Source organism: Paenibacillus sp. FSL R5-0908, from assembly GCF_038006245.1.
In the GTDB taxonomy this organism is placed as follows: Bacteria; Bacillota; Bacilli; order Paenibacillales; family Paenibacillaceae; genus Paenibacillus_AQ; species Paenibacillus_AQ odorifer.
The window spans coordinates 5,688,041-5,709,513 of sequence record NZ_JBBOUV010000001.1 but is presented as its reverse complement, the minus strand read 5'-3'; the positions used below and the strand labels follow the sequence as shown (position 1 = coordinate 5,709,513).

The window sequence follows — 21,473 nt, the reverse complement described above, 5'->3', positions numbered from 1 at the left end:
AAAAGCCAGTGAATTTGGAAAAACGCGATATCATTATAAAAGAGATTCAGTATTGGAGAAAAAGCAGGTTGCTGCCAGAGCAGTATTGCGATTTCTTAACCAATCTGTATGACGATGAGGATGCGAATAAGGATAACAATCCAATTTCGCTGAGAAATTTACAACAGGGAAGCATCAAAATTTGGCTGTTTTCTTTTGGAATTATTTCCTTGATTTTCTTGATTAGTCTTTATTTTAGCGTTTTTCCTTGGCCTTTGCAACTTGCAACCGCACTATCTGTATTAATTATTTGTTATGGATACTCCGCCGTTTATAAGGACCGGAACAATGTTATCAGCCTTATCCTAGCGGGGCTGGGCAGTGTTTTAACGCTTGGTTTTGGGCTATGGCTGATTGATTTGCATGATCTGGATCCTCAGCTCTGGAGGCCTATTCTGATTGGGTGCTGCGGCTTGTTATGGTGTATTTTGGGATTTTTACTTCGGATAGGTTTGTTGCAGTACTGTGGTTTTGCTTTTTGGGCATTACTGTATGCAGGGTTCTTCGGTGGAAGAAGCCCGGAGGCCTCTATATTTGAACTGGAGTTCCTGTGGCTGCCATTGTGTGTGCTGATGGTATGGTTAAGCTGGCTTTTGCATCATAAGGTAAAAGGTGTTGCCAGTGTTTATTTTGCAGTGGGAGTATCGCTTTGGATCATGCCAGAGCTTGACGCTCTTTTATTAAGACAGGATTATCCGCAGTGGATTTCATTGATGCTGATCCTAAAGATTGCAGCAGGGTTAGCTTTGTTGTTTGGGTTTCGAAAAAAATGGATAACGTGGGTGGCAACATGAACAATGTTAAATTATCAGATCGGCTTCAGCAATTGCTGGAGCAAATTCCGCAAGGAAGCAGATTAGCAGATATCGGTTCCGATCATGCCTTGCTTCCTGTGGCTGCTGTCGAAAGCGGTAAGGCTGTGTTTGCAATTGCAGGTGAAGTAAACCCGGGTCCCTTTGATGCTGCTTGTAAGGGCGTTGCAGAGGCTGGGCTAGGAAAGGTGATCTCGGTGCGCCGTGGAGATGGCCTTGAGGTTCTGGAACCTGGTGAAGTCAATTGTATCACGATTGCTGGCATGGGAGGCGCATTAATTGCCGCGATTCTGGACCGGGGTCAAAGCCAAGACAAGCTAAAAGATGTTACAACCCTTTTGCTTCAGCCGAATGTAGGCGAGGATATCTTGCGCCGCTGGTTATTAAATAATAAATGGGTACTCGTAGCTGAGAGAATTTTGGAAGAAGACGGGAAGTTATATGAAGTATTGACGGCTGTACCAGAAAATACGGACGCTGGAATTACAAATGAAAGTGTATATCGTGAATTAACCTTGGGGGATTCCGCTAAGGTCCTTGGGCAAGAGGCCTTGCTTCAAATGGGACCATGGCTGCTTCAAGCGCCAAATGTTGTGTTTTTTGCTAAGTGGCAGGGTGAGATTCAGAAATTGGAAGGCATTTTAACATCGTTGTCACGTTCAGAACTAGAATCTGCTGAGAATAAACGGAAACAGATTCAAGGTCAGATCAGGGAAATCACGGAGGTGCTACAATGTTTGCCAAGGGACAAACAGTAATTCAGTATATGGAGCAGCTGGCTCCTAAGCATTTAGCTGAGGATTGGGATAAAATTGGCCTTCAACTGGGCACGCTGCAAAAAGAAATCACTAATGTATTAGTTGCTTTAGATGTGAATGATGAGGTTGTTGAAGAAGCGATTCGTCTTGGCTGCAATTTGATTATTGCGCATCATGCGATTATTTTCCGTCCCTTGCAAGGAATCCAGACAGACACACCGGCGGGCAAAATGTATGAAAAATTAATCAAGAATGACATTGCGGTGTACATCAGCCACACGAATCTGGATGTTACCGAGGGTGGAATGAATGATTGGATGGCTGAAGCTCTTGGCATAGAAAACGGAGTACCCATCAAAGACATTCACTCAGAGCAATTATCAAAGCTGGTAGTATTTGTGCCGAAGGATCATCATCAGAAGGTTCTGGACGCTATCCTGAATGCTGGAGCAGGGGCAATTGGCAACTATAGTCATTGCAGCTTCAATATCGAGGGATACGGTACTTTTATTCCAGGAGAAGGCACGGATCCTTATATCGGGGAAAAAGGTAAGATGGAACGTGCCGAGGAAATTCGTATCGAGACGATCGTCCCGCACTCCATCCGCAATAAAGTGGTGCAGGCTATGCTTAAGGCCCATCCTTATGAAGAGGTTGCCTATGATTTGTACTCAATGGATCTTAAAGGCCGCAGCTTAGGACTTGGGCGGGTAGGAAAGCTCAAAGAGCCTACAACCCTTGGACAATTCGTGGAGACGGTAAAAAAAGGTCTGAAGGTAGATCATGTACGGGTTGTGGGTGATTTGGACCGTCCGATTCGTAAAGCTGCTGTTCTCGGTGGCTCGGGTGGAAAGTATTATAACAGTGCTATTTTCCGCGGTGCGGATGTCCTGGTTACTGGGGATCTGGATTATCATACAGTACAGGATGCTGCGCTCGCCGGAATCACTCTGATTGATCCGGGACATAATGCGGAGAAGATCATGAAAGAGAAAGTAGCGGAGTGGATGGCTGGAAAATTGGCCGAGCATAAGTATGATACAGCTGTTCATGCTTCGCAGGTGAATACGGAGCCATTTAAGTTCCTATAAAATTGCCATTTAATAATGCTTGTGCCAGACATGTGATGTCTGTATAATATATAATGTTGTTCGGAAAGTTTGACAGACAATCGCCGGTGACGTGAAGACGTCACGGGAGGAAAGTCCGGGCTCCATAAGGCAGGATGCTGGATAACGTCCAGTCGGCGCGAGCTGAAGGATAGTGCCACAGAAATGGACCGCCGATGGCCGCCTTAGGGCGGCACAGGCAAGGATGGAACCGAGGTGTAAGAGACCCCGAGGAACGCTGGTGACTTCGTTCCTGGTAAACCCCATCTGGAGCAAGACCTAATGAGACGCAGCTGAATAAGCAGCCTTAGCCTGAGGCGCGTCTAGGTTGGTCGCTGGAGCTGTGCAGTAATGTATGGCCTAGATAGATGATTGTCGCTTATGGTGGGAGGGTAGTTCCCGATCGAACCACGACGAGCACAGAACCCGGCTTACGGCAAACTTTCCTAACTGCAACGTTATAATAACAACACCATACAAACGGCGACGTATCCCGATAACCCGGCTTACGGCGCCTTTTTTGTTGCAAACAAATGCGGATAAGGAAAATATATAAAGCGGTGAATGTGATAACATGCAGGGATTTGGATCGTGATATGCAGAAATGAGACTATTTAGAAGAATGGCTGATGGCTGATGGCTGATGGCTGATGGCTGATGGCTGATGGCTGATGGCTGATGGCTGATGGCTGATGGCTGATGGCTGATGGCTGATGGCTGATGGCTGATGGCTGATGGTTGATGAGCTGATGGCTGGTGGTAGATGAGCTGATGGCTGGTGGTAGATGAGCTGGTGGCTGATGAGCTGATGGCTGGTGGTAGATAGATGATGGTTGATGAGCTGACGGCTGATGGTTGATGAGCTGACGGCTGATGGTTGATGAGCTGATATGCTAACGGACCGAGATGCAGCTATTTGTGTATTTTATGCCTTTTTGGAGGAGTTTCGGACTGGAGAGCCGTTATTCGGCACAAACAGGGTGGATATCGGGCGTTTTGAATCCAATAGTGACTATGGAGTCCGATAAGCAAACCAAATGAACGGAATTGATGCAAATAAGAGCGCTGGGGTCCGATACGAACCTTCCGAACTCAGAACTCCAGAACTCCCGAACTCAGGACTCCAGAATTCAGAACTCCAGAACTCCCGAACTCCCGAACTCCCGAACTCCCGAACTCCATGGTTACTTTGACGCCAGAATTAGATTAGTAGCTAGCAAACTGCGCAATGCGGAGCTTGGCTAATCTTCTGCGGGAAGATTGGAGTTAGTAGCAAAATATCAATTGTAACCTCTGGCTGTAACTTCGCTGTGAAATCGGAGTTAGTTGAGTGGCAGATGAGTTGAGTAACTGGAGGATGTTTGGTGATGCGGAAAGCGAAATGTGGGAAATGGGATATATGACGTGCAAAGTGTAGAAATGCGAATGTGAAAATGTGAAACGAGATGTGCATAAATCGCTGAATGTGAAAATGCTAAATGAGTTGTACAGAAACGCTGATATATGACGAGCAAAAATTGCTGAATGTGGAAATAGGAAAATGTGATCTGTAGAGGCGCTGAAATGTGGAAATCAGAAATATGACGTGTGAAAATCGCTGAATGTGAAATGTGAAGATACGAAATAAGCTGAGCAGAAACGCTCAATGTGGAATTACGAAATGTGATTTGCAAAAACGCTAAAAGTAGAAATACGAAAATGTGATTTGCAGAAATGCGTAAAGGTCACATTCTGCAAATGCGCAAAAGTGAAAGCTCAGAAATCTACTCATAAAAACGGCTTTCCCGTCCAATAAAGGATGGAGAAGCCGTTTTATTTTGCCATTGTGGCTATTGATTACGAGCAGTTGTTCACGACCGAACGATGTTTTGATGTTGCTGCCACTGAGCCAATGCTTTCTCTAGACGCTGGACAGCAACTGGAACTTGCTGTGGTGGCGTGTGTGTGAAGTTAAGGCGCATTTTGTTTTTGTGAGGCTCCGCTGAATAGAATACCTCTCCGGGTACGAACGCTACTCCGTTTTCTACTGCCAGCGGGAGTAATTCCTTAGTGTTAATCTCTTCGGAAAGGGTAAGCCATAGGAACATGCCGCCTCTTGGCTCGAGGAAATGTGCTCCTTCCCAGTCATGTGATCTGAGTTCCGCGGACAGGAGCTTCATACGAGAATGATACTCTCTTGAGATGAGGCGGATATGCTGCTCAATATCAAAATGCAACAGTAGCTCATCTAAAGCACGCTGGTCGATGGTGCTGGAATGCAGATCGGCTGCTTGCTTTGCCTTGGCGATGGTTTTGATTAGTTCAGAATCGCCGATAATCCAGCCGGTGCGCAGGGCAGGGGCGACGATTTTGGAGAAGGTCCCTGTGTAGACTACACAATGATCCCCGCCGAAGCTTCTATCGATGGAGGCTAATGAGGATGGATATAGAGTTTTATCTTCATCAAAGGTTATTTCTCCATAGGGATTGTCCTCTAGAATAAGAACACCGTAACGGCGGCAGATTTCAACCACCTTCTCGCGGCGTTCTTTACTCCAGGTTGCTCCAGACGGATTGTTGAAGGTCGGAACTGCGTATAGCAGTTTTGGCCGATGTATCCGAATCTGCTCTTCCAACTGATCCGGCAAGATGCCATGTTCGTCGTTTGGTATCGAATGAATAGCAGCCCGGTAAGAACCGAGTACCTGTAGTGCTGCCAGATAGGTGGGCGCTTCCACAAAAACGGCATCGCCGGGATCCAGCAATATTTTGCATAACAGATCTATAGCTTGCTGTGAGCCTGTAGTTAATACCATCTCAGAGGCTGTAACCGGGATGCCTTGCCGGGTAAGCCTTTCAGCGATTTTGTCACGTAGTGGAGTGAAACCCTCGGTAAGCCCATATTGAAGCGCTGAGGTGTCGCTGGAGAGCACGCGATTATAGGCATCACGTACGGCCTCCAAGGGAAACAAATCCTCCCCAGGCAGCCCGCCTGCAAGTGAAATGATGTCATTGCCCTGTGTAACTTTTAGAATCTCCCGAACTGCTGATGACCCTAGATGATTGGCTGCCGTTGAGTATTTGATATCCATAAATTAGTTCTCCACCTTTCGATTTGATGCTATCATAATAGGAGCGCTGTATAACAGTAAAGCGTTGAATATAACAGTGGAGGTGAAGGGTTCATGCATATCGATTTGAATCGCAGCGGCAGCAAAACTCTACCCCATCAAATCAGTGAAACCCTCAGTCAGCGGATCTCATCAGGACTGCTTCAGCAAGGTGTCCGGCTGCCCTCTGTTAGAAGTCTAGCTATAACATTGAACGTGAGTCAGGTTACAGTAAGCAAGGCTTACGATATGCTTGAGAAACGAGGACTTATATACTGCAGACAGGGTAAAGGCTGCTTTGTAGCCAATCCAACCCATAATAGACGTCAAGAAGAGGGTTGCTGGCAGGATTTATATGATGATTATTTGCCGCGGGCTCAGCTTTGGCGGAATTTTGATATTTCGGAAGTGAAATATCCCTTTCATTTAGCCGCCATCCACAGTGAGCTGCTGCCACTTCAAGATATTGGTGACACCTACGCGTCCTTGGTCAAAGAGCAACCGGAGCTTATGGCAACCTACGGAAATTTTCAGGGAGATCTTGAACTGCGGAATGTCATGAGAGAACATTTGAAATCGCGTGGGATTTCGCTAACTTCTTCCGATTTGATGATAACCAGCGGGACCCAGCAAGGCATTGATCTGGTGGCTCGTACATTTGTTGGTCCTGGAGATACAGTCTATCTTGAGGCGCCTAGCTATACTGGTGCTATTGATGTATTTGCGGGACGAGGCGCAGAGATGATTTTTGTGCCTACGGATAGTGAAGGGATGCGAGTGGATGTTCTTACAAAAATGTGTGATCAAAGACCCCCAAAGCTAATTTATACCATCCCTACTTTTCAAAATCCAAGCGGCGTAACTATGAGCATCACAAGAAGACAACGACTGCTGGAATTAGCGCGCAGCTACCGTTGCCTCATTGTTGAGGATGACCCATTTAGTGATTTATATTTCCATACACCTCCACCCAGGGCGATTAAATCAATGGATCCCGATGGACATGTAGTCTATATGAAAAGCTTTAGCAAAGTACTTGCACCTGGTTGCCGAATTGCCTGTGTAGCCGCAGAAGGAAATATTCTGTCCCGGCTGATCGCCGCTAAATCTGCGAGTGACCTTGGAAGTCCCTTGCTGACACAGAAGGCCGTATTACCCTTCATCGCTGAAAAATACGACGCCTACGCAGCACAGCTACGAATTACACTCCGTGGTCGTATGGAAAAGGCGGCGAAGCTTCTGAAGCTGTACGCGCCGCCTGGAGTGAACTATATTCTACCAGAGGGAGGACTTAATCTCTGGCTTGAACTGCCCCCTTCTCCTGATATCGCAAGCCTGCATGACTTGGCGGAGCAGGAGAATATTTCTTTTTTACCAGGTGATGTCTGTTACTCTGCGGAAACGCCTTCCCGCCACATCCGTCTTTGCTATTCGCAAATGAAGGAACCGGAAATGGAGGAAGGGTTACTGCGGTTTCTGCGCTTACTTGGCCGGTTTTTGCAATGACACGGTTAAGGGGTGTTCTTTGTTTTTTGTTTTAATTGATTCATTTGTTGGCGTACATGCTGAGGGAAAAGCTGCAATGGGACTTGATTGCCGCTTGCCGCTTGTAGCGTTTTATAAATATCGACCTGACCCCAGCCAAAATATTTATCATGGCCGGAAGTTCCCAGATCAACAGCGTTTTTGGTCATAAGGTCCATAACTTCCTTATTCGTCAGATTAGGATTCAGTGAACGTACCAGACCCGCCAGCGCAGCGACATGAGGGCTGGCCATCGACGTGCCGGATAAAGCGGCATACTGGCTGTCCGGATAGGTGCTTGCGATGCTTTCTCCGGGTGCAGCGACATCAATATAATCGCCGTAGTTGGAGAAGGAGGCTTTTTCCCCTGAAGCATTTGTAGCAGCCACTGCAATCACTTCGGGATAAGCCGCAGGATATCCAGGCCGTTCTGTATTATCATTGCCTGCTGCAGACACAAGCACGATGTCCCGGTCGTAGGCGTATTTAATCGCATCATGGAGGAACTGAGAGTCGGCATAATTCCCTAAACTTAAGTTAATAACCTTTGCGCCATTGTCAGCTGCCCATATGATACCTTCTGCTACGGAATAAGTCGTTCCGGCACCTGAGTTATCTAGCGCTTTTACAGGGAGGATCTTATTGTACCAGCTGATGCCAGCTACGCCTTCCCCGTTGTTAACAAGTGCGCCAATGATACCAGATACATGTGTACCGTGACCTACATCATCTTCGGGTGTGGAACCATTGGTAATGGCATTGTAACCAGTCAAAAGCTTACCTTGTAAATCAGGATGATTAATCTGTACTCCCGTATCGACTACGGCTACAACCACTTCTTTGCTGCCTTTGGAAAGATTCCAACCTAGCTCAGTTTCAATCGCCGGGAGGTTCCATTGGTAAGTGGAGAATAACATGTCGTTAGGCGTGACAGTTCCTTCAGCGTTTTTAGTGATGGTATCATTGGTTAAATACATATAGTGAGGTTCCGTATACTCGGGATGCCATTTGTTGGTGAAATAGGATTTCAGCTGATAATAGGTCATCTTCTCAGAGCGAAAGATATAGGCATATCCCAGCTTGCGTGGCTGCTTGCAGTGGATATCGGCGGTTATCGTCTGGAGCTGTCCCTGAGTCGGAGCATTTCCCTTAAAACGGACTACAATTTCATTCTCATAAAAATGGCTGGCATTTTCGTTATCATGGCCGGTCTTGACTGTAATGTCCTTTAAGTTATCGGTGTGGACTGATTCCACATGGTATTTGCCTTCCTTAGGATACGGAATGAGACGCAGGTTCTTCAGCTGATGGTCTGCCACACGCCCAAGCACCTTTTGGTTAATAAGAGCAATGATCCCTACATTTTTCTGTTTGTTCCGCTGAGCGATAAAGTAATATTTTTCTTTACCGATTGTAAACGTTGGAGATTCATAGGATTGATGACCGTGGATTGCTGATTTTGCCGTATTGAGATATTTTAGAAGCTGTTTGTTCTCCTGTTCGGTTCCTTTTGGAAAAGACGACTTAAAGGTCTCAGTCTTTTGTGTGCGGAAATCGATCCACATCAGCATGGAGATAAACCCGTGGTCTTGCTGCAATCGTTTCGCATACACTGATTTATCATGAATCGAAGACATCCCGTCTGTTTCAGACAGGAGTTTAGTTAAATGTCTACTGACATCGACTCTGTTCAGATGGTCTGTCGCCTCCACATCCTGGCTTAAGGAGGTTTTCTTTAATGTTTTTTCCTGAGAGGGGTTTGGAGGTGAATGCAAAGCTGAAGTTGGAGCCGGATTCTGAACAGCGACTTTTACGACATCTCTGGTCGTCCCATTAGTGGCAGGGCGCAGGGCAAAGGTAAGTAACCCAACTGTAAAAGCTGCTGTAACCAAACCTGCAACTGTTAGATTTTTTCGTGACATGATTTCCGCTCCTCTATGCAATGTAATGTCTATAGGTTTAGAAGAGAGCGTATCTTTTATGCATCTTAGAAAAGGATACCTTCCTAACGTTTTTTATGATAATATCAGAGAGAATAAGTATCTCGAATTGTCTTCTTGATTTTGTAAGAGATACCTCATTAGATGTTGTTCTTAATAATTGTTCAGAAGGTTAGACTTCTCTGTGTTCACATCCTGATATTGCAAGAATAAAGAGATACGTCTTTAGGGCGGTTTCTTTCAGAGGATTAACTTTATTGACTACAAGAGCAGGGAATAATAAGGAGGAGCAACCGCTATGTCAGCAGCCAATGTGCAGAAATTATGTGAATCGACGAGAGATAAACTTAAAGTGGTAATCGACAAAATGGAAGTATTTCTAAATGAGCATGCATTGCCTCAGCTTGTAGTTGAGGGAGATGAGGAAACTGTACAATTTTACCAAGGTTTTCTGTCCGATCTTCGTCACCTATTAGTGTTCTCGGAAATGTCATATGAGAAATTAGGCGTTGCGCTGCGTCGTGCGACATTCGATGAATCTTTTGCACAGAAAGCGCTTTATAATGTATATCACTATGGCGTGAACAACTTCTTTTATCCGAAAAATGAAAGCTATTCTGAAGATGGCCGTTACGCTTATACAGGTCAGGATGCAATCCGTTTCCGCAAAAAGCCAGTACGTCCCGCACGTGATATCATCCTGGAAATCACCAAAACGTATGAAGATCTTCGCGATGATCTCATTTATTATGAGAACGACTATTTGACCGAGAAACGTATGCAAAATCAGGTTTAACTTCTAAATAGTGATCTATAGGGATCAGCAATTTGTCACTTTGTAATGACGATGAGCTGGTCCTTTTTTTGCGTGGATTAAAAGCCTGTCTCGATACATCAACTGGAAACCACTCTGTCGAATAGCGGGTAAATGGAGCGGACATAATGAAGCCGAGGTGATAATTATGTCAAGTGAAAAACCATTAGTAAAATGTAGCGTGAGCAATTGTCATTATTGGGGCGAGCATAATTTATGCCGGGCTGAAGAAATTGTCATCGAGATTGATAAGCACGTAGGCAATGGTTATAAGGAAGAATATGCTGAAGAAATGACAAATGAAGGTCACCGCGATCATGCCAGTACATCATCTGCAACATGTTGTCTGACGTTTAAGCCGAACGCTTAGGAGGCCGCCAGAATGGACACAGAAAAGGATAATGAATCAAGCTCATCACGAGAACAGTCCGGTCCGAGAAAAGTCATTCTTCGTCCGCGGAGAGTGGACTATCCTCGGCGGGACAGAGAGCATCGCGAAGAATACGCTGCTGAGGTAAATCCGGTTCCAATGCAGGTTCGGGATGCCCCGCGTTTAGTGGAAGAGCGCAAGGACAGTGAAGCGGAATATAGTGGAAGCCGGGTAATGGGGTATGTTGGACTGGGGATGGGGATCGCCTCATTGTTCATCTGGTCCTTTATTCTCGGACCCATCGCTGCCATAGTTGGTTATTATTCCTATGTCAAAGAGCAAAAAACGCTTGGGGCATGGGCAATGGGCTTAGGGATTGTTGCGACACTAAGTTACTTCGTGATGATTCCCTTTGCGCGCTAAAAAGAACTGAATGGCTTGATCTAAACAGGCTTTTAGACCTAAATATCAGGGTCTGAAGTCTGTTTTTTCATTCCAACATATAGCAATAATCTCAGATAAAATGTAAGATTAAGCCGTAATTCATCGAAATTTCAACGCGAAACCTTATATATGATTCGAGTAGGACAAAAAAGGAGTGCGCCAGCATGCAGATCAATCCCGCTGTAACCGACGGGTTAGGGCAGCTTAAATGGATCAACCTTAAGGCTACAACCGAAAAAACTAGCTCCGCGAATGGAAATGAACGGTCAACAGGAGTTTCAGCTTCTGGATTTGCGACAATGCTTCAGGCAATGTCAACGAGTAGTGAAAGTTCAAGCTATTTGACCTCTCTTCCGGATGCAACTTCTGTAAGCAGCTTGTTATGGCAGCAGATAGGTGGGACAACAGAAACCTTCAATAACATAATTTCCGGGGAAATAACGGGTTCCACACCTACAAGCTATGATGATCTCATTCAGAAGGCGAGTGCTAAATATGGCGTGCCGATTGATCTGATCAAAGCAGTGATTGATACTGAATCCTCGTTTAATCCTAATGTGGTCTCTTCCGCAGGGGCTAAAGGTTTAATGCAGCTTATGGATGGCACCGCGAGCGGCTTAGGTGTTACTGATTCGTTCGATCCGGCGCAAAACATTGATGGCGGCGTACGTTATTTATCTTATCAACTGAAACGCTTTGGCGGAGAGGAAAAGATGGCACTTGCAGCGTACAACGCAGGGCCGGGACGGGTAACAGATCTGGGAGTAACCAATGATCAGGAATTATTGGAGAAACTTAGCCTGCTCCCAAAAGAGACACAGTCTTATATCTTCAAAATAGAACGCGCCCGCGCTCAATACGCGGTATAATAAAAAGGATCAAACGGGAAACACCGTTTGATCCTTTTTCGATAATAAGTTCACTCAACGAAGTAAAGGAGACATTTGACATATGCTTTACTGGGATTATGCCGCCGCAACACCGCCCTATGAAGAAGTGGTGCAGACGATGGAACAAATTATGAAACTGCATTATGCGAACCCTTCCTCTTTGCACCGTGCGGGCAGTGAAGCGGGTAAGCTGATCAGACGGTCGCGTGAAGTATGCGCTGCTGCTTTATCTGTACAACCGCAGGAGATTCTATTTACTTCTGGTGCAACGGAAAGCAATAATTTGGCGATAAAAGGCGCTGCTCTGCAATATCAGACTAGAGGCCGCCATTTGGTAACTACAGAAATAGAGCATCCCTCTGTATATGAGAGTTTCCTGCAATTGCAGCGAATGGGCTGGGAGGTTACTTTTGTAGCACCCGATAGCACGGGCGTTGTTGATCCTGAGCGCATAGCTGCTGCTGTCCGGCGCGACACAGTTCTTGTTAGTGTGATGCATGTCAATAACGAGATTGGAACGATACAACCGCTTAAAGAGATGGGTAAGCTGATTAAAGCTGTGAATCCGCGAATCTTAATTCATGTAGATGGTGTTCAGGGATATGGTAAGCTTGCAGTTGATTTAAAGGATTGGCAGGTGGATCTTTATAGCCTGTCTCCTCATAAACTTCGAGGCCCACGTGGAGTGGGATTACTGTATATCAAAGATGGAATTAAGCTATTCCCATTGCTTACAGGGGGCTCTCATGAAGAAGGACAACGCGCTGGTACTGAAAATGTACCTGCGATTGTCGCATCTTCCAAAGCTATCCGTATGAGTGGTGAGCAGCGCGAAACCTTCGTTGCACAGTTGGTTCCACTCCGAGATCGATTATTACGCTTCTTGCGCACCGTTCCTGAATTTGTTATAAACAGCAGAGAGGATGGAGCTCCCCATGTTGTACATTTCTCTTACCCTGGCATGAAGGGAGAGGTATTCGCCCGCAAGCTGGAGGAACTGGGGATGGCTGTCTCCACCCGCTCGGCCTGCTCCTCACGACTGGCTGAACCTAGTCGTGTGTTATTGTCTATGGGTAAAGATGTCTCCATTGCTTCAGGTGGGATTCGTATTAGCCTTGGCGACAGTCATACAGATGAGGATGTCGCTGCGCTTGAGCAAGCATTAACCACTGCGGTACAAGCTTTAAAGATTGCTGAAGGAGGAATGAAGTAACAAATGAGCATAATGAATAAGGAATCTGCAGAAGGCAGAGCCCATAGTATAGAATACGCTGATATGCTGCTCCTGCGTTTTGGGGAGTTTACTTTAAAGGGCAAAAATCGTACCCGATTTGAAAAAACCGTACTGCGTCATGTGAAGGAATTGATTAAGCCTTATCCAAACGTAGTTCTGAGCAAGGAATTCGGAAGAATTTACGTGGAACTGAACGGGGAATCTGCGATTGAATTGGTACAAGCACTGAAGAATGTCTTTGGCATTGCTTCAGTCAGTCCAGTGAAGGTTTCTAAGTCAGAGCTTGAAGATATTGTAGCGGTCAGCCGTCAATTTTTGGAGATAATCGCGCCTGCTCCTGGCACCAGATTTAAGGTTAATGCTCGGCGGGTATGGAAAGAGTTCCCTTATGGCTCCATTGAGATGAATAAACTGATCGCGACACCACTATTGCAAGGATATCCTGGCCTCACCGTAGACGTTAAATCGCCTGAATTAGAGCTGAGGGTCGAAATTCGTCAGGGACATACTTATATTTTCTGTGAAAATATTGCCGGTGTAGGCGGATTTCCATTAGGCACTAACGGAAAAGCGATGTTATTGCTGTCCGGTGGCATTGATAGTCCCGTAGCAGGCTGGTCATCCATGCGGCGCGGACTCGAAGTGGAATGTGTGCACTTCTACAGTTATCCTTATACAAGCGAGCTTGCTAGACAAAAAGTTGTGGATCTTGCGCGGGTATTGTCACGTTATGCGGGTGTTATCAAGCTGCATCTGGTACCCTTTACAGAAGTGCAGACTTCCTTTACCGGTATTGGCCAGGATAATTTGATTATTACGCTGATGCGGCGGGCAATGCTGAGAATTACTACCCAGCTTGCTGAGCGCGAAGGTGCATTGGCGATTGTAACCGGGGATAGTCTGGGACAAGTCGCTAGCCAGACCTTGCCAAGCATGAACGTGATTGGCCGGGCGACAACCCTCCCCCTTCTGCGTCCGCTGGTAATGATGGACAAAAGTGATATCGTGGACCTGTCGAAGAACATCGGTACCTATGATTTGTCTATCCTTCCTTATGAGGATTGCTGTACTTTATTTGTTCCAAAATCACCTACAACAAATCCGAATTTACGGATTGTGGATAAGATAGAGGCTACGCTTCCGGGATATTCTGAACTTCTGGAAGCAGCGATTGAAGCCACAGAGACCGTGTTAATCACTCCCTATGGAGATGAGAAGCCTAGTGATGTTGTAAGTGTCGAGGCTGGATTACAGGAAGAATGGTTCTAAAATAATAAACCAAAAAACTGCCTTGGAGCGTAGTGAAATCTACGTTCTGAGGCAGTTTTTTTGTGGTTTAGACGATTGTGCCCTCCTGAGGCTCTTCTGGTTTTGATTGGCGTTTCCAATGTCCTGCTGCCAAGATACCTATAATGATCACGATTATAAACAGATATTTGAGCAGCGGATGATGATCAAAAAATGGCGTAAGCTGATGTTCATCCGTCATCATACTTGAAGCAGTAAAACCTAAGACAGCAGAACCAATATAAATGATCCATGGATATTTGTTGATTAATTTAATAAAAAGGGTACTTCCCCACACAACAATGGGGACACTGATCAGCAGTCCTATGATAACTAGTGAGATATTATGCTTGGCAGCTCCGGCAATGGCGATCACATTATCAAGACCCATGGCAGCATCAGCTAAAATGATTGTCCCTACAGCGGACCACAAGCTTTGACCTGCCTTGATATCTGTTGAAGTGTTCTCACTGGTTAACAGCTTATAGGCAATCAGAATGAGTAAAATCCCTCCGGCAAGCAGTAACCAGGGGATTTTCAACAGCCATACGACCAGAATCGTTGCGAAGATCCGCAACACTACAGCACCTGCTGTTCCAAATACGATAGCCTTCTTTTGCGTGTCTGACGGTAAATTACGCGCCGCAAGACCGATCACAATGGCATTATCTCCCGCCAAAATAAGATCTAGAAAAATAATGTTGAGCAGCGATAATATAAACTCCCAGATGGATGTATTCAAAGCGAAGTCACTCCCAAGTTTGTTAGATTGAGCTTCAAAATATGCTTAGTTTTGTATACGCAAAAAAAGGAGCCAACATGCGTTCACGCTCAAAAAAAGTTGGACAGGAAGCATAGCTTGTCATTTCCGAACATACAAGTAGTTACATGTGACTCGGGGAGGTAAGTGCGAATGGATTCATTATTGCTCCTTGGTGAAATATTGATGATTAATCTGGTGCTGAGCGGAGATAATGCAATGGTTATCGCAATGGCTAGCAAGGATCTTTCGGCGAAGCACCGAAAGACTGCAGTATGGTGGGGCTCAGCAGGCGCAGTTGTTCTGCGGTGTTTGCTTACTTTTGTTGCGGTATTGCTATTAAAAATCCCTTATATTCAGGCTGGAGGGGGAATGCTGCTGCTATGGATAGCGTTCAAGCTGCTTTTGGAGGAAGAGGAGGATCTCAGAGTAAGGGAATCATCCTCAGTCTGGAAAGCAATCCGAACGATTCTTGTAGCAGACTTCATTATGAGCCTGGATAATGTACTAGCCATTGCAGGAGTAGCTAAAGGAGATTTGGCTTTAATTGTCATCGGGATTGCCCTTAGCATTCCGATAGTAGTGTGGGGAAGCGGTATCATTGTAGGCTGGCTGCACCGGTTTCCAGTGCTCGTATTTATCGGTGCTTATATATTGGCGTTTACAGCAGGGGATATGTTGCTTCAGGATGCAAAATTAGGGACGATGCTTTCCTTTTTGTTCCCTTCCTCACATTCCTATTTGCCCATTGCCTTAGGAATATTAGTTGTGGTTACGGGAGCAATTAAACGCAGAAAAACATCTGCAGGTTAATAAATTGCAATAAAAGGCAATACTAAACGGACATCTCCATAAAATGGAATTGTCCGTTTTTTTTGCGTGATCAGAAGCGCTTATCGACACTGATTAATCACAGGGAGTGATGGCATTTTGTGTATGTTTCGGATAATATATGAGTAAGAATCCTGTCGCTTTCAGGCTATAAGGTGACGAGGAAATGAGGTAGACGTGAAATTGAAGGGATGGGTGAAGGATGTCTTCAAAGAAAGATATACAGCTAGGAATTTTTATTGTTGCTGCTGGCATCGTGATTTTATTAGGTAAGCTGGGCGTCTTCGGATATTTGGGCCGCGCGCTTTGGCCTCTAGTGATTTTAATTCCAGGAATAGTACTACACATGTTATTTTTCAGCCGTCGTGCTTCGGCCTCGGTATTGGTTCCTGCCGGGATATTAACGGTGTATGGTTTGTTGTTTGGTCTTTGCAATATTTGGGGATGGGGGCTTATGAGAAGCTTATGGCCTGTGCTGTTGCTTGGTCTTGCCGTGGGCTTGTATGAATACTCTATCTATGAACCAAGACGGACGGGTGGACTGTCAGCAATTGCTGTAACATTAGGCTTACTAAGCCTTGCACTTTGTATTTTCAGCCTTATGGGCACCGGCGCGATCTACCTGATCGGGATTGTATTAATAGCTGTAGGAATTTGGCTGATTACAGGACGAGGCAGAGTACGTGGCCGGAATAGATGGTATCGAAGCTAATTGCTGTAGGATCTTGTGAAAAAAAACGGAAATTGGTAACTGTTTTTTCATAAAAAGACTTGCTTTTCATAGTACTTTCACTATAATATTAATGTTATGTTGAAGCGTCGGCTTTCTGCCTGGCGCTTCTTTTGTGAGACTGCCGTGACATGCTATGAATTTTAACAGTTTTAATTTGATAAATGAGAGGATTTGGATACAAATCATGCATTCAAGAAAAGATATTCGCAACATTGCGATCATTGCCCACGTTGACCATGGCAAAACAACACTCGTCGATCAGCTCCTTCAACAATCGGGGATCTTCAGCGCCCATGAGCACTTGCAAGAACGTGCTATGGACTCTAATGATATCGAACGGGAACGTGGAATTACAATCCTAGCTAAAAATACAGCAATTACTTATAAAGAGTTTTTGATCAACATTGTGGATACACCTGGACATGCTGACTTTGGTGGCGAAGTAGAACGGATCATGAAAATGGTTGACGGTGTATTGCTGGTTGTTGATGCTTATGAAGGCTGCATGCCGCAAACGAAATTCGTTCTGCGTAAAGCATTGGAACAAAAACTTACACCGATTGTTGTCGTGAACAAGATTGACCGTCCAGCTGCTCGTCCTAAGGAAGTTATTGATGAAGTGCTCGATTTGTTCATCGAACTTGAAGCAAATGACGAACAATTGGAATTCCCTGTTGTTTATGCATCTGCTCTTAATGGTACATCAAGCATGGTTCCTGAGAAACAAGATGAAACGATGCTTTCGCTCTACGAAACCATTGTTGAACATATTCCAGCTCCAACCGAAAGTGTTGAAGAACCGCTTCAATTCCTCGTAACGTTGATGGATTATAACGAATACTTGGGTCGTATTGCGATTGGACGTGTTAACCGCGGTGTGATCAAACAAGGTCAATCTGTAACAGTTATTATGCGTGATGGTAAGAGCAAAACTGCACGTATCGAGAAATTGTTCGGCTTCCAAGGTTTGAAACGTATTGAAACAGAGCAAGCGGGCGCAGGGGATATCGTTGCTATTGCAGGGATCAAGGACATCAACATTGGTGAGACCATTGCTGATCCTGCAAACCCTGAAGCACTTCCGGTTCTGAAGATTGACGAGCCGACCATGCAAATGACATTCCTAGTGAATAACAGTCCTTTTGCTGGTAAAGAAGGTAAATGGGTAACTTCCCGTAAACTACGTGAGCGTCTATTTAAAGAACTTGAAACAGACGTGAGTTTGCGTGTGGAAGAAACTGATAGTCCTGACGCATTTATCGTTTCTGGACGCGGTGAGCTTCACCTTGGTATTCTGATCGAGAATATGCGTCGTGAAGGTTATGAAATGCAAGTTTCTAAACCACAAGTAATCATTAAAGAAATCGACGGTGTCAAAATGGAGCCGCTTGAACGTCTAATGATTGATATTCCAGAAGAGAGCATGGGCTCTGTTATGGAGAGTCTGGGTACTCGTAAAGCCGAAATGGTCAATATGATTAACAACGGTACGGGTCAAGTACGTCTGGAGTTCCTGATTCCTGCACGTGGATTGATTGGTTACAACACTTACTTCTTGACTTTGACACGCGGTTACGGCGTTATGAACCATGCTTTTGACAGCTACGCTCCACTGGTTGCTGGTCAAGTTGGCGGACGTCATCAAGGTGTGCTTGTAGCAAGTGAGACTGGATCAACAACTCAATACGGAATCGTGGGTGTTGAGGATCGTGGTATTCTCTTCTTGGATGCAGGTACAGAAATTTATGAAGGTATGATCGTAGGCGAGCATACCCGTGATAACGATATTATCGTTAACATCTGTAAGGAAAAAGCACTTACCAACATGCGTACCTCAGGCAAAGATGATACTGTAAAAATGAAGACACCACGCACCTTCTCTTTGGAAGGCGCACTTGAATATTTGAACGATGATGAATATTGTGAAATTACACCTAAATCCATTCGTTTGCGTAAAAAGATTCTGAACAAAGGCGAACGCGAACGTGTAGAGAAACAACGTAAAACAGCACAAGCCAACGCGTAAACACATGCTTATGAATAAGACCGCCGGATTATTGCATCCGGCGGCTTTTTTTAATATAAGAAACAAAAAATTCCCCTACTGATGATATAATGTAAACGTATCTTAAATTTGGGAGGAGTGCGGTTATCTATGCAGGTGTGGTTCGCTGAGCATCCAATCGTCGCTTATATTGTTATCTTTATATTGCTTACTTTTGTTTATAATCAAGTCTTTCGTGTGAATCAAAAGTTATCGATTGGCAAGGAAATCATGCTCTACATAATGATGGCGATTGGCTCTGGCATGCTCCTCATTTTCCAACATGATAAGCTTCCGATTATCCAATGTCTGTTGGTTGCTGTCGGATTAATGCTGATGGTACGGATACGTTATATAGTAGAAGCTCGACAGAAGAGAAAGGCTGCGGCAGCAGCGAAGAGATCGTAATCGCAACTTTTGTACCTTAAGGATCGTCTAATTAATGTAGCAATTCTAATTCTAAATGAAATGAAAAGGACTTTATTCTATTATGAGTACAAGAAACAGCGGTTTACCTCCAAGAGCAAACGGGCAACAACCTACTAATAGAAAACAGCCTGTGAAGGGTGTTTCTAAGAAAAAAACGAAAAAGAAAGTGAAAAAGAGAGGTTTTTTTGGCAGATTAGTTAGAGTATTGTTAACTTTGCTAATTATTGCGATCCTCGGCGTGCTGGGTTATGGCGGTTATCTGTATTGGAAGCTTGAGCATGGCGTATTTAATGCAGGGGTTGAGGGTACGGTTGCTCCAGGGCATTCCGCTTCAGAAAAACCACTGACAATGCTTATACTGGGAACGGATAACAGACCTAAACACGAGTCTTATTTGACTGACGTGATCATGGTTGCAGCACTTAATCCAAAGACTAAATCAGCGACTATTGTTTCGCTTCCTCGTGATACCTATGTGGAGCTAAGCGGCTATAAGAAAACGAAAATTAATGAATTTTATGCTCGCTTCAAGGGTAAGGAGAAATCCTCTGGTCTACTGGCTGAAGATGAGATGAAGACGATGATGGGTAAGTATTTAGATATTGATGTAGATTATACAACGATTCTTGATTTTCAGGGCTTCCGTGATGTAGTGGACGAGCTTGGGGGAGTCGAAGTAAATATCAGTGAAAATATGTGTTATACAGACACTGTGGATGGCACGAATATCAATCTGAAAAAGGGTCCGGCAGAGCTGGATGGAAAAAATGCATTGGACTATGTGCGATATCGTAAATCCAATTGCAAGCCTAAGACCAACGCATCAGATGATTTTGATCGCAACAAACGCCAGAACGAAGTTCTGAACAGTCTGGTGGATCAGATGCAATCGCTTGGTGGCGTATTAAAAATCGGCAAGGTGCTTGATGCAGTGGACAGTAACATGAAGACAGATATCGAAAATTCGCAAATCAAAGATATGATTGCGACGTATTGGAAGATTTCCAAAGAGAATATCGAATTTAAGCCGGTTACTGGAACGTGGCGAAGTCCATATGTATATATTAATGATGAGGAGTTTGAGGCCGCTAAGAAAAGCTTGCAGGATCGGATTGCAGGAATTTCCACTGGAGCTGATTCGACAGCTGCTGAGACGCCTTGAGGACCTTAATATCTTCCATAGCTAAAATTGAATGCAAGTTTCAGCCTGTGCTATAATATAATAAATCGAATGAATTAACGTCGCATAGGGGGCCAGTACTTATGTCCGAAGCCGTTGCTCAGCTGAATGAAACTTTGCTATCGATGCTGCAATCGGAAACCTTTGTTCTTCTAAACACAGTTGATGCGGAGACAGGCGGTCCTACATCCACAGCGATTTCGTGGCTTTATGCTGTTAGTCCTAGTACTGTGCGTTTGGCTATTGATCATCGTTCAAGACTTGTGAATAATATGAAGGTAAATCCATTAATAACTATAACTGTGTTTGGTGAAGGAACTGTCTATGCCATTAACGGTAGTGCTGCTGTAAAGCAGGACCCGCTAGAAGATGTTCCTTTTAAGATGTGCTGTTTTGATGTTGAAATTCAAGCGGTCCGCAACGCGCTTTTTTACGGCGCGCAGCTGGACTCCGCCCCAAGATATGCGAAAGTTTATGATGGACGTGCCGCTGAGAAGTTGGACGGACAAGTATTTGCTGCCATGAAAAAAGCCTAGTGAAAATATCACTGGGCTTTTTTTGAACTCAAAGAACATCTTTTGTTCTCAACCTCTACTGTGCATTTTTTTGCGGCTTGGTATCCTCTGGCAGCTGTGGCATGATTCTTCCGATAATATCAGCCAGCTCGGATGAGAATCCGGATATCGGATGTCCCTTGGAGATATGGCGGCTCATTTCCGCTAATCTGCTGGAGAGATCCATATCGGCAGTGACAAGCGCCCGTACACTTCTTGGGTCTTTGCGGATGGCTTCCGCTACAGAATATTTGATGCTTCCTACACGTGAACGGCCTAGAGAACCTTCTACATCAAGACCAACAATGGCAACTTTGTTCATGACTACACAGTGCGCGCCATTTACACCGGGAACTCTTTTGGCCAACTGTTCAAAATGATCCTTAAGTGCAATTTCACTTTCTCCATTAACATTGGCGGCTTGACCAGCTTTTGAGGTGGCTTTAGGATTAGACGCACCATCATTGGACAATTGCCGGACCTCATGGTTCCCCGTACCCTTTACAGCATTCGCAGATTGTTTATTCTGAGGAGAGGGTGATGTCTTTTTATTAGCGATACCGCAGCTTGTCAGTAGCAGCAGTACCAGCAACAGACATATTGATTTTCTCATATGTGATTACTCCTTTCAG

The 21,473-nt window shown here is 44.9% G+C and carries 20 protein-coding genes and 1 other RNA gene; 17 read left to right on the top strand and 4 right to left on the bottom strand.

Annotation, left to right across the window (positions count from 1 at the left end; genetic code table 11):
* The first annotated feature begins 8 nt into the window (after positions 1-8).
* The 4 genes from MKZ09_RS26060 (at position 9) to rnpB (ending at position 3,167) form a co-directional block, all read left to right on the top strand.
* Entirely contained in the window at positions 9-833 is an 825-nt protein-coding gene (locus MKZ09_RS26060; protein WP_076136564.1) for a hypothetical protein, read from the top strand.
* Positions 830-1,609 (top strand): tRNA (adenine(22)-N(1))-methyltransferase, encoded by a 780-nt coding sequence (locus tag MKZ09_RS26055; protein ID WP_076136562.1) that lies wholly within the window; start codon positions 830-832, stop codon positions 1,607-1,609. Before MKZ09_RS26060 ends, MKZ09_RS26055 begins: the two co-directional genes overlap by 4 nt.
* Positions 1,585-2,700 carry a Nif3-like dinuclear metal center hexameric protein gene (locus tag MKZ09_RS26050; RefSeq protein WP_076098536.1) on the top strand — a complete coding sequence of 372 codons (1,116 nt, stop codon included), beginning with the start codon at positions 1,585-1,587 and terminating at the stop codon, positions 2,698-2,700. The genes MKZ09_RS26055 and MKZ09_RS26050 overlap by 25 nt, the downstream gene beginning before the upstream one ends.
* 64 nt (positions 2,701-2,764) lie before the next feature.
* An RNA gene (gene rnpB / locus MKZ09_RS26045) (RNase P RNA component class A) lies at positions 2,765-3,167 on the top strand.
* A gap of 1,401 nt (positions 3,168-4,568) precedes the next feature.
* Here rnpB and MKZ09_RS26040 read toward each other — a convergent pair.
* Complete coding sequence (locus MKZ09_RS26040) at positions 4,569-5,789, bottom strand: aminotransferase-like domain-containing protein (protein ID WP_076136559.1); 1,221 nt, start codon at positions 5,787-5,789, stop codon at positions 4,569-4,571.
* Positions 5,790-5,882: 93 nt separating this feature from the next.
* Here MKZ09_RS26040 and pdxR point away from each other — a divergent pair, with 93 nt between their 5' ends.
* The gene (pdxR, locus tag MKZ09_RS26035) at positions 5,883-7,313 is read left to right on the top strand and encodes a MocR-like pyridoxine biosynthesis transcription factor PdxR (RefSeq protein ID WP_076136557.1); all 1,431 of its coding nucleotides are present in this window, start codon (positions 5,883-5,885) and stop codon (positions 7,311-7,313) included.
* Between the two features lie 5 nt (positions 7,314-7,318).
* Here the strand turns inward: pdxR and MKZ09_RS26030 are convergent, their stop codons facing one another.
* Entirely contained in the window at positions 7,319-9,253 is a 1,935-nt protein-coding gene (locus MKZ09_RS26030) for a S8 family peptidase (RefSeq protein ID WP_076205208.1), read from the bottom strand.
* A 316-nt stretch (positions 9,254-9,569) separates the two neighbouring features.
* On the opposite strand from MKZ09_RS26030, the gene MKZ09_RS26025 reads away from it, so the two are divergent.
* The 6 genes from MKZ09_RS26025 to thiI all read left to right on the top strand — a co-directional run bounded on the left by MKZ09_RS26025 (position 9,570) and on the right by thiI (position 14,292).
* Positions 9,570-10,067, top strand: a complete 498-nt coding sequence (locus MKZ09_RS26025; RefSeq protein ID WP_036683764.1) for a YpuI family protein — start codon at positions 9,570-9,572, stop codon at positions 10,065-10,067.
* Positions 10,068-10,233: 166 nt separating this feature from the next.
* Positions 10,234-10,455: a DUF1540 domain-containing protein gene (locus MKZ09_RS26020; protein WP_036683762.1), complete on the top strand. Its 222-nt coding sequence runs from the start codon at positions 10,234-10,236 to the stop codon at positions 10,453-10,455.
* A 12-nt stretch (positions 10,456-10,467) separates the two neighbouring features.
* On the top strand, positions 10,468-10,878 hold the full coding sequence (locus tag MKZ09_RS26015; protein WP_076136553.1) for a hypothetical protein: 411 nt from the start codon (positions 10,468-10,470) through the stop codon (positions 10,876-10,878).
* Between the two features lie 185 nt (positions 10,879-11,063).
* Complete coding sequence (locus tag MKZ09_RS26010; protein ID WP_038572880.1) at positions 11,064-11,768, top strand: lytic transglycosylase domain-containing protein; 705 nt, start codon at positions 11,064-11,066, stop codon at positions 11,766-11,768.
* 82 nt (positions 11,769-11,850) lie between these two features.
* Entirely contained in the window at positions 11,851-13,002 is a 1,152-nt protein-coding gene (locus tag MKZ09_RS26005; protein WP_076136551.1) for a cysteine desulfurase family protein, read from the top strand.
* Positions 13,003-13,005: 3 nt separating this feature from the next.
* Positions 13,006-14,292: a tRNA uracil 4-sulfurtransferase ThiI gene (thiI, locus tag MKZ09_RS26000; RefSeq protein WP_256719210.1), complete on the top strand. Its 1,287-nt coding sequence runs from the start codon at positions 13,006-13,008 to the stop codon at positions 14,290-14,292.
* Positions 14,293-14,359: 67 nt separating this feature from the next.
* Here the strand turns inward: thiI and MKZ09_RS25995 are convergent, their stop codons facing one another.
* Entirely contained in the window at positions 14,360-15,052 is a 693-nt protein-coding gene (locus MKZ09_RS25995; RefSeq protein ID WP_076205204.1) for a TerC family protein, read from the bottom strand.
* Positions 15,053-15,223: 171 nt separating this feature from the next.
* On the opposite strand from MKZ09_RS25995, the gene MKZ09_RS25990 reads away from it, so the two are divergent.
* The 6 genes from MKZ09_RS25990 to MKZ09_RS25965 all read left to right on the top strand — a co-directional run bounded on the left by MKZ09_RS25990 (position 15,224) and on the right by MKZ09_RS25965 (position 20,823).
* Positions 15,224-15,883: a TerC family protein gene (locus MKZ09_RS25990; protein ID WP_076136549.1), complete on the top strand. Its 660-nt coding sequence runs from the start codon at positions 15,224-15,226 to the stop codon at positions 15,881-15,883.
* A 220-nt stretch (positions 15,884-16,103) separates the two neighbouring features.
* Positions 16,104-16,613, top strand: a complete 510-nt coding sequence (locus tag MKZ09_RS25985) for a hypothetical protein (protein WP_076136547.1) — start codon at positions 16,104-16,106, stop codon at positions 16,611-16,613.
* 205 nt (positions 16,614-16,818) lie between these two features.
* Positions 16,819-18,660 (top strand): translational GTPase TypA, encoded by a 1,842-nt coding sequence (gene typA / locus MKZ09_RS25980; RefSeq protein ID WP_076129029.1) that lies wholly within the window; start codon positions 16,819-16,821, stop codon positions 18,658-18,660.
* 129 nt (positions 18,661-18,789) lie between these two features.
* On the top strand, positions 18,790-19,086 hold the full coding sequence (locus MKZ09_RS25975; RefSeq protein ID WP_036683721.1) for a YlaH-like family protein: 297 nt from the start codon (positions 18,790-18,792) through the stop codon (positions 19,084-19,086).
* Between the two features lie 82 nt (positions 19,087-19,168).
* Positions 19,169-20,269, top strand: coding sequence for an LCP family protein (locus tag MKZ09_RS25970; protein WP_076205201.1), 1,101 nt, complete (start codon positions 19,169-19,171; stop codon positions 20,267-20,269).
* A gap of 101 nt (positions 20,270-20,370) precedes the next feature.
* Positions 20,371-20,823 carry a pyridoxamine 5'-phosphate oxidase family protein gene (locus MKZ09_RS25965; protein WP_076136543.1) on the top strand — a complete coding sequence of 151 codons (453 nt, stop codon included), beginning with the start codon at positions 20,371-20,373 and terminating at the stop codon, positions 20,821-20,823.
* A gap of 55 nt (positions 20,824-20,878) precedes the next feature.
* On the opposite strand, the gene MKZ09_RS25960 is transcribed toward MKZ09_RS25965, so the two are convergent.
* The gene (locus MKZ09_RS25960) at positions 20,879-21,454 is read right to left on the bottom strand and encodes a YhcN/YlaJ family sporulation lipoprotein (RefSeq protein WP_076136541.1); all 576 of its coding nucleotides are present in this window, start codon (positions 21,452-21,454) and stop codon (positions 20,879-20,881) included.
* Positions 21,455-21,473 lie beyond the last annotated feature (19 nt).

Bases quoted from the DNA above. Each gene is read 5' to 3' on its own strand.
- MKZ09_RS26020 (WP_036683762.1), top strand. From the start codon at position 10,234: ATGTCAAGTGAAAAACCATTAGTAAAATGTAGCGTGAGCAATTGTCAT.
- MKZ09_RS26055 (WP_076136562.1), top strand. From the start codon at position 830: ATGAACAATGTTAAATTATCAGATCGGCTTCAGCAATTGCTGGAGCAA.
- MKZ09_RS26040 (WP_076136559.1), bottom strand. From the start codon at position 5,789: ATGGATATCAAATACTCAACGGCAGCCAATCATCTAGGGTCATCAGCA.
- MKZ09_RS25990 (WP_076136549.1), top strand. From the start codon at position 15,224: ATGGATTCATTATTGCTCCTTGGTGAAATATTGATGATTAATCTGGTG.
- MKZ09_RS26025 (WP_036683764.1), top strand. From the start codon at position 9,570: ATGTCAGCAGCCAATGTGCAGAAATTATGTGAATCGACGAGAGATAAA.
- typA (WP_076129029.1), top strand. From the start codon at position 16,819: ATGCATTCAAGAAAAGATATTCGCAACATTGCGATCATTGCCCACGTT.
- MKZ09_RS26010 (WP_038572880.1), top strand. From the start codon at position 11,064: ATGCAGATCAATCCCGCTGTAACCGACGGGTTAGGGCAGCTTAAATGG.
- MKZ09_RS25975 (WP_036683721.1), top strand. From the start codon at position 18,790: ATGCAGGTGTGGTTCGCTGAGCATCCAATCGTCGCTTATATTGTTATC.
- MKZ09_RS25960 (WP_076136541.1), bottom strand. From the start codon at position 21,454: ATGAGAAAATCAATATGTCTGTTGCTGGTACTGCTGCTACTGACAAGC.
- MKZ09_RS26050 (WP_076098536.1), top strand. From the start codon at position 1,585: ATGTTTGCCAAGGGACAAACAGTAATTCAGTATATGGAGCAGCTGGCT.
- MKZ09_RS26005 (WP_076136551.1), top strand. From the start codon at position 11,851: ATGCTTTACTGGGATTATGCCGCCGCAACACCGCCCTATGAAGAAGTG.
- thiI (WP_256719210.1), top strand. From the start codon at position 13,006: ATGAGCATAATGAATAAGGAATCTGCAGAAGGCAGAGCCCATAGTATA.
- MKZ09_RS26030 (WP_076205208.1), bottom strand. From the start codon at position 9,253: ATGTCACGAAAAAATCTAACAGTTGCAGGTTTGGTTACAGCAGCTTTT.
- MKZ09_RS25970 (WP_076205201.1), top strand. From the start codon at position 19,169: ATGAGTACAAGAAACAGCGGTTTACCTCCAAGAGCAAACGGGCAACAA.
- pdxR (WP_076136557.1), top strand. From the start codon at position 5,883: ATGCATATCGATTTGAATCGCAGCGGCAGCAAAACTCTACCCCATCAA.
- MKZ09_RS25965 (WP_076136543.1), top strand. From the start codon at position 20,371: ATGTCCGAAGCCGTTGCTCAGCTGAATGAAACTTTGCTATCGATGCTG.
- MKZ09_RS25985 (WP_076136547.1), top strand. From the start codon at position 16,104: ATGTCTTCAAAGAAAGATATACAGCTAGGAATTTTTATTGTTGCTGCT.
- MKZ09_RS26015 (WP_076136553.1), top strand. From the start codon at position 10,468: ATGGACACAGAAAAGGATAATGAATCAAGCTCATCACGAGAACAGTCC.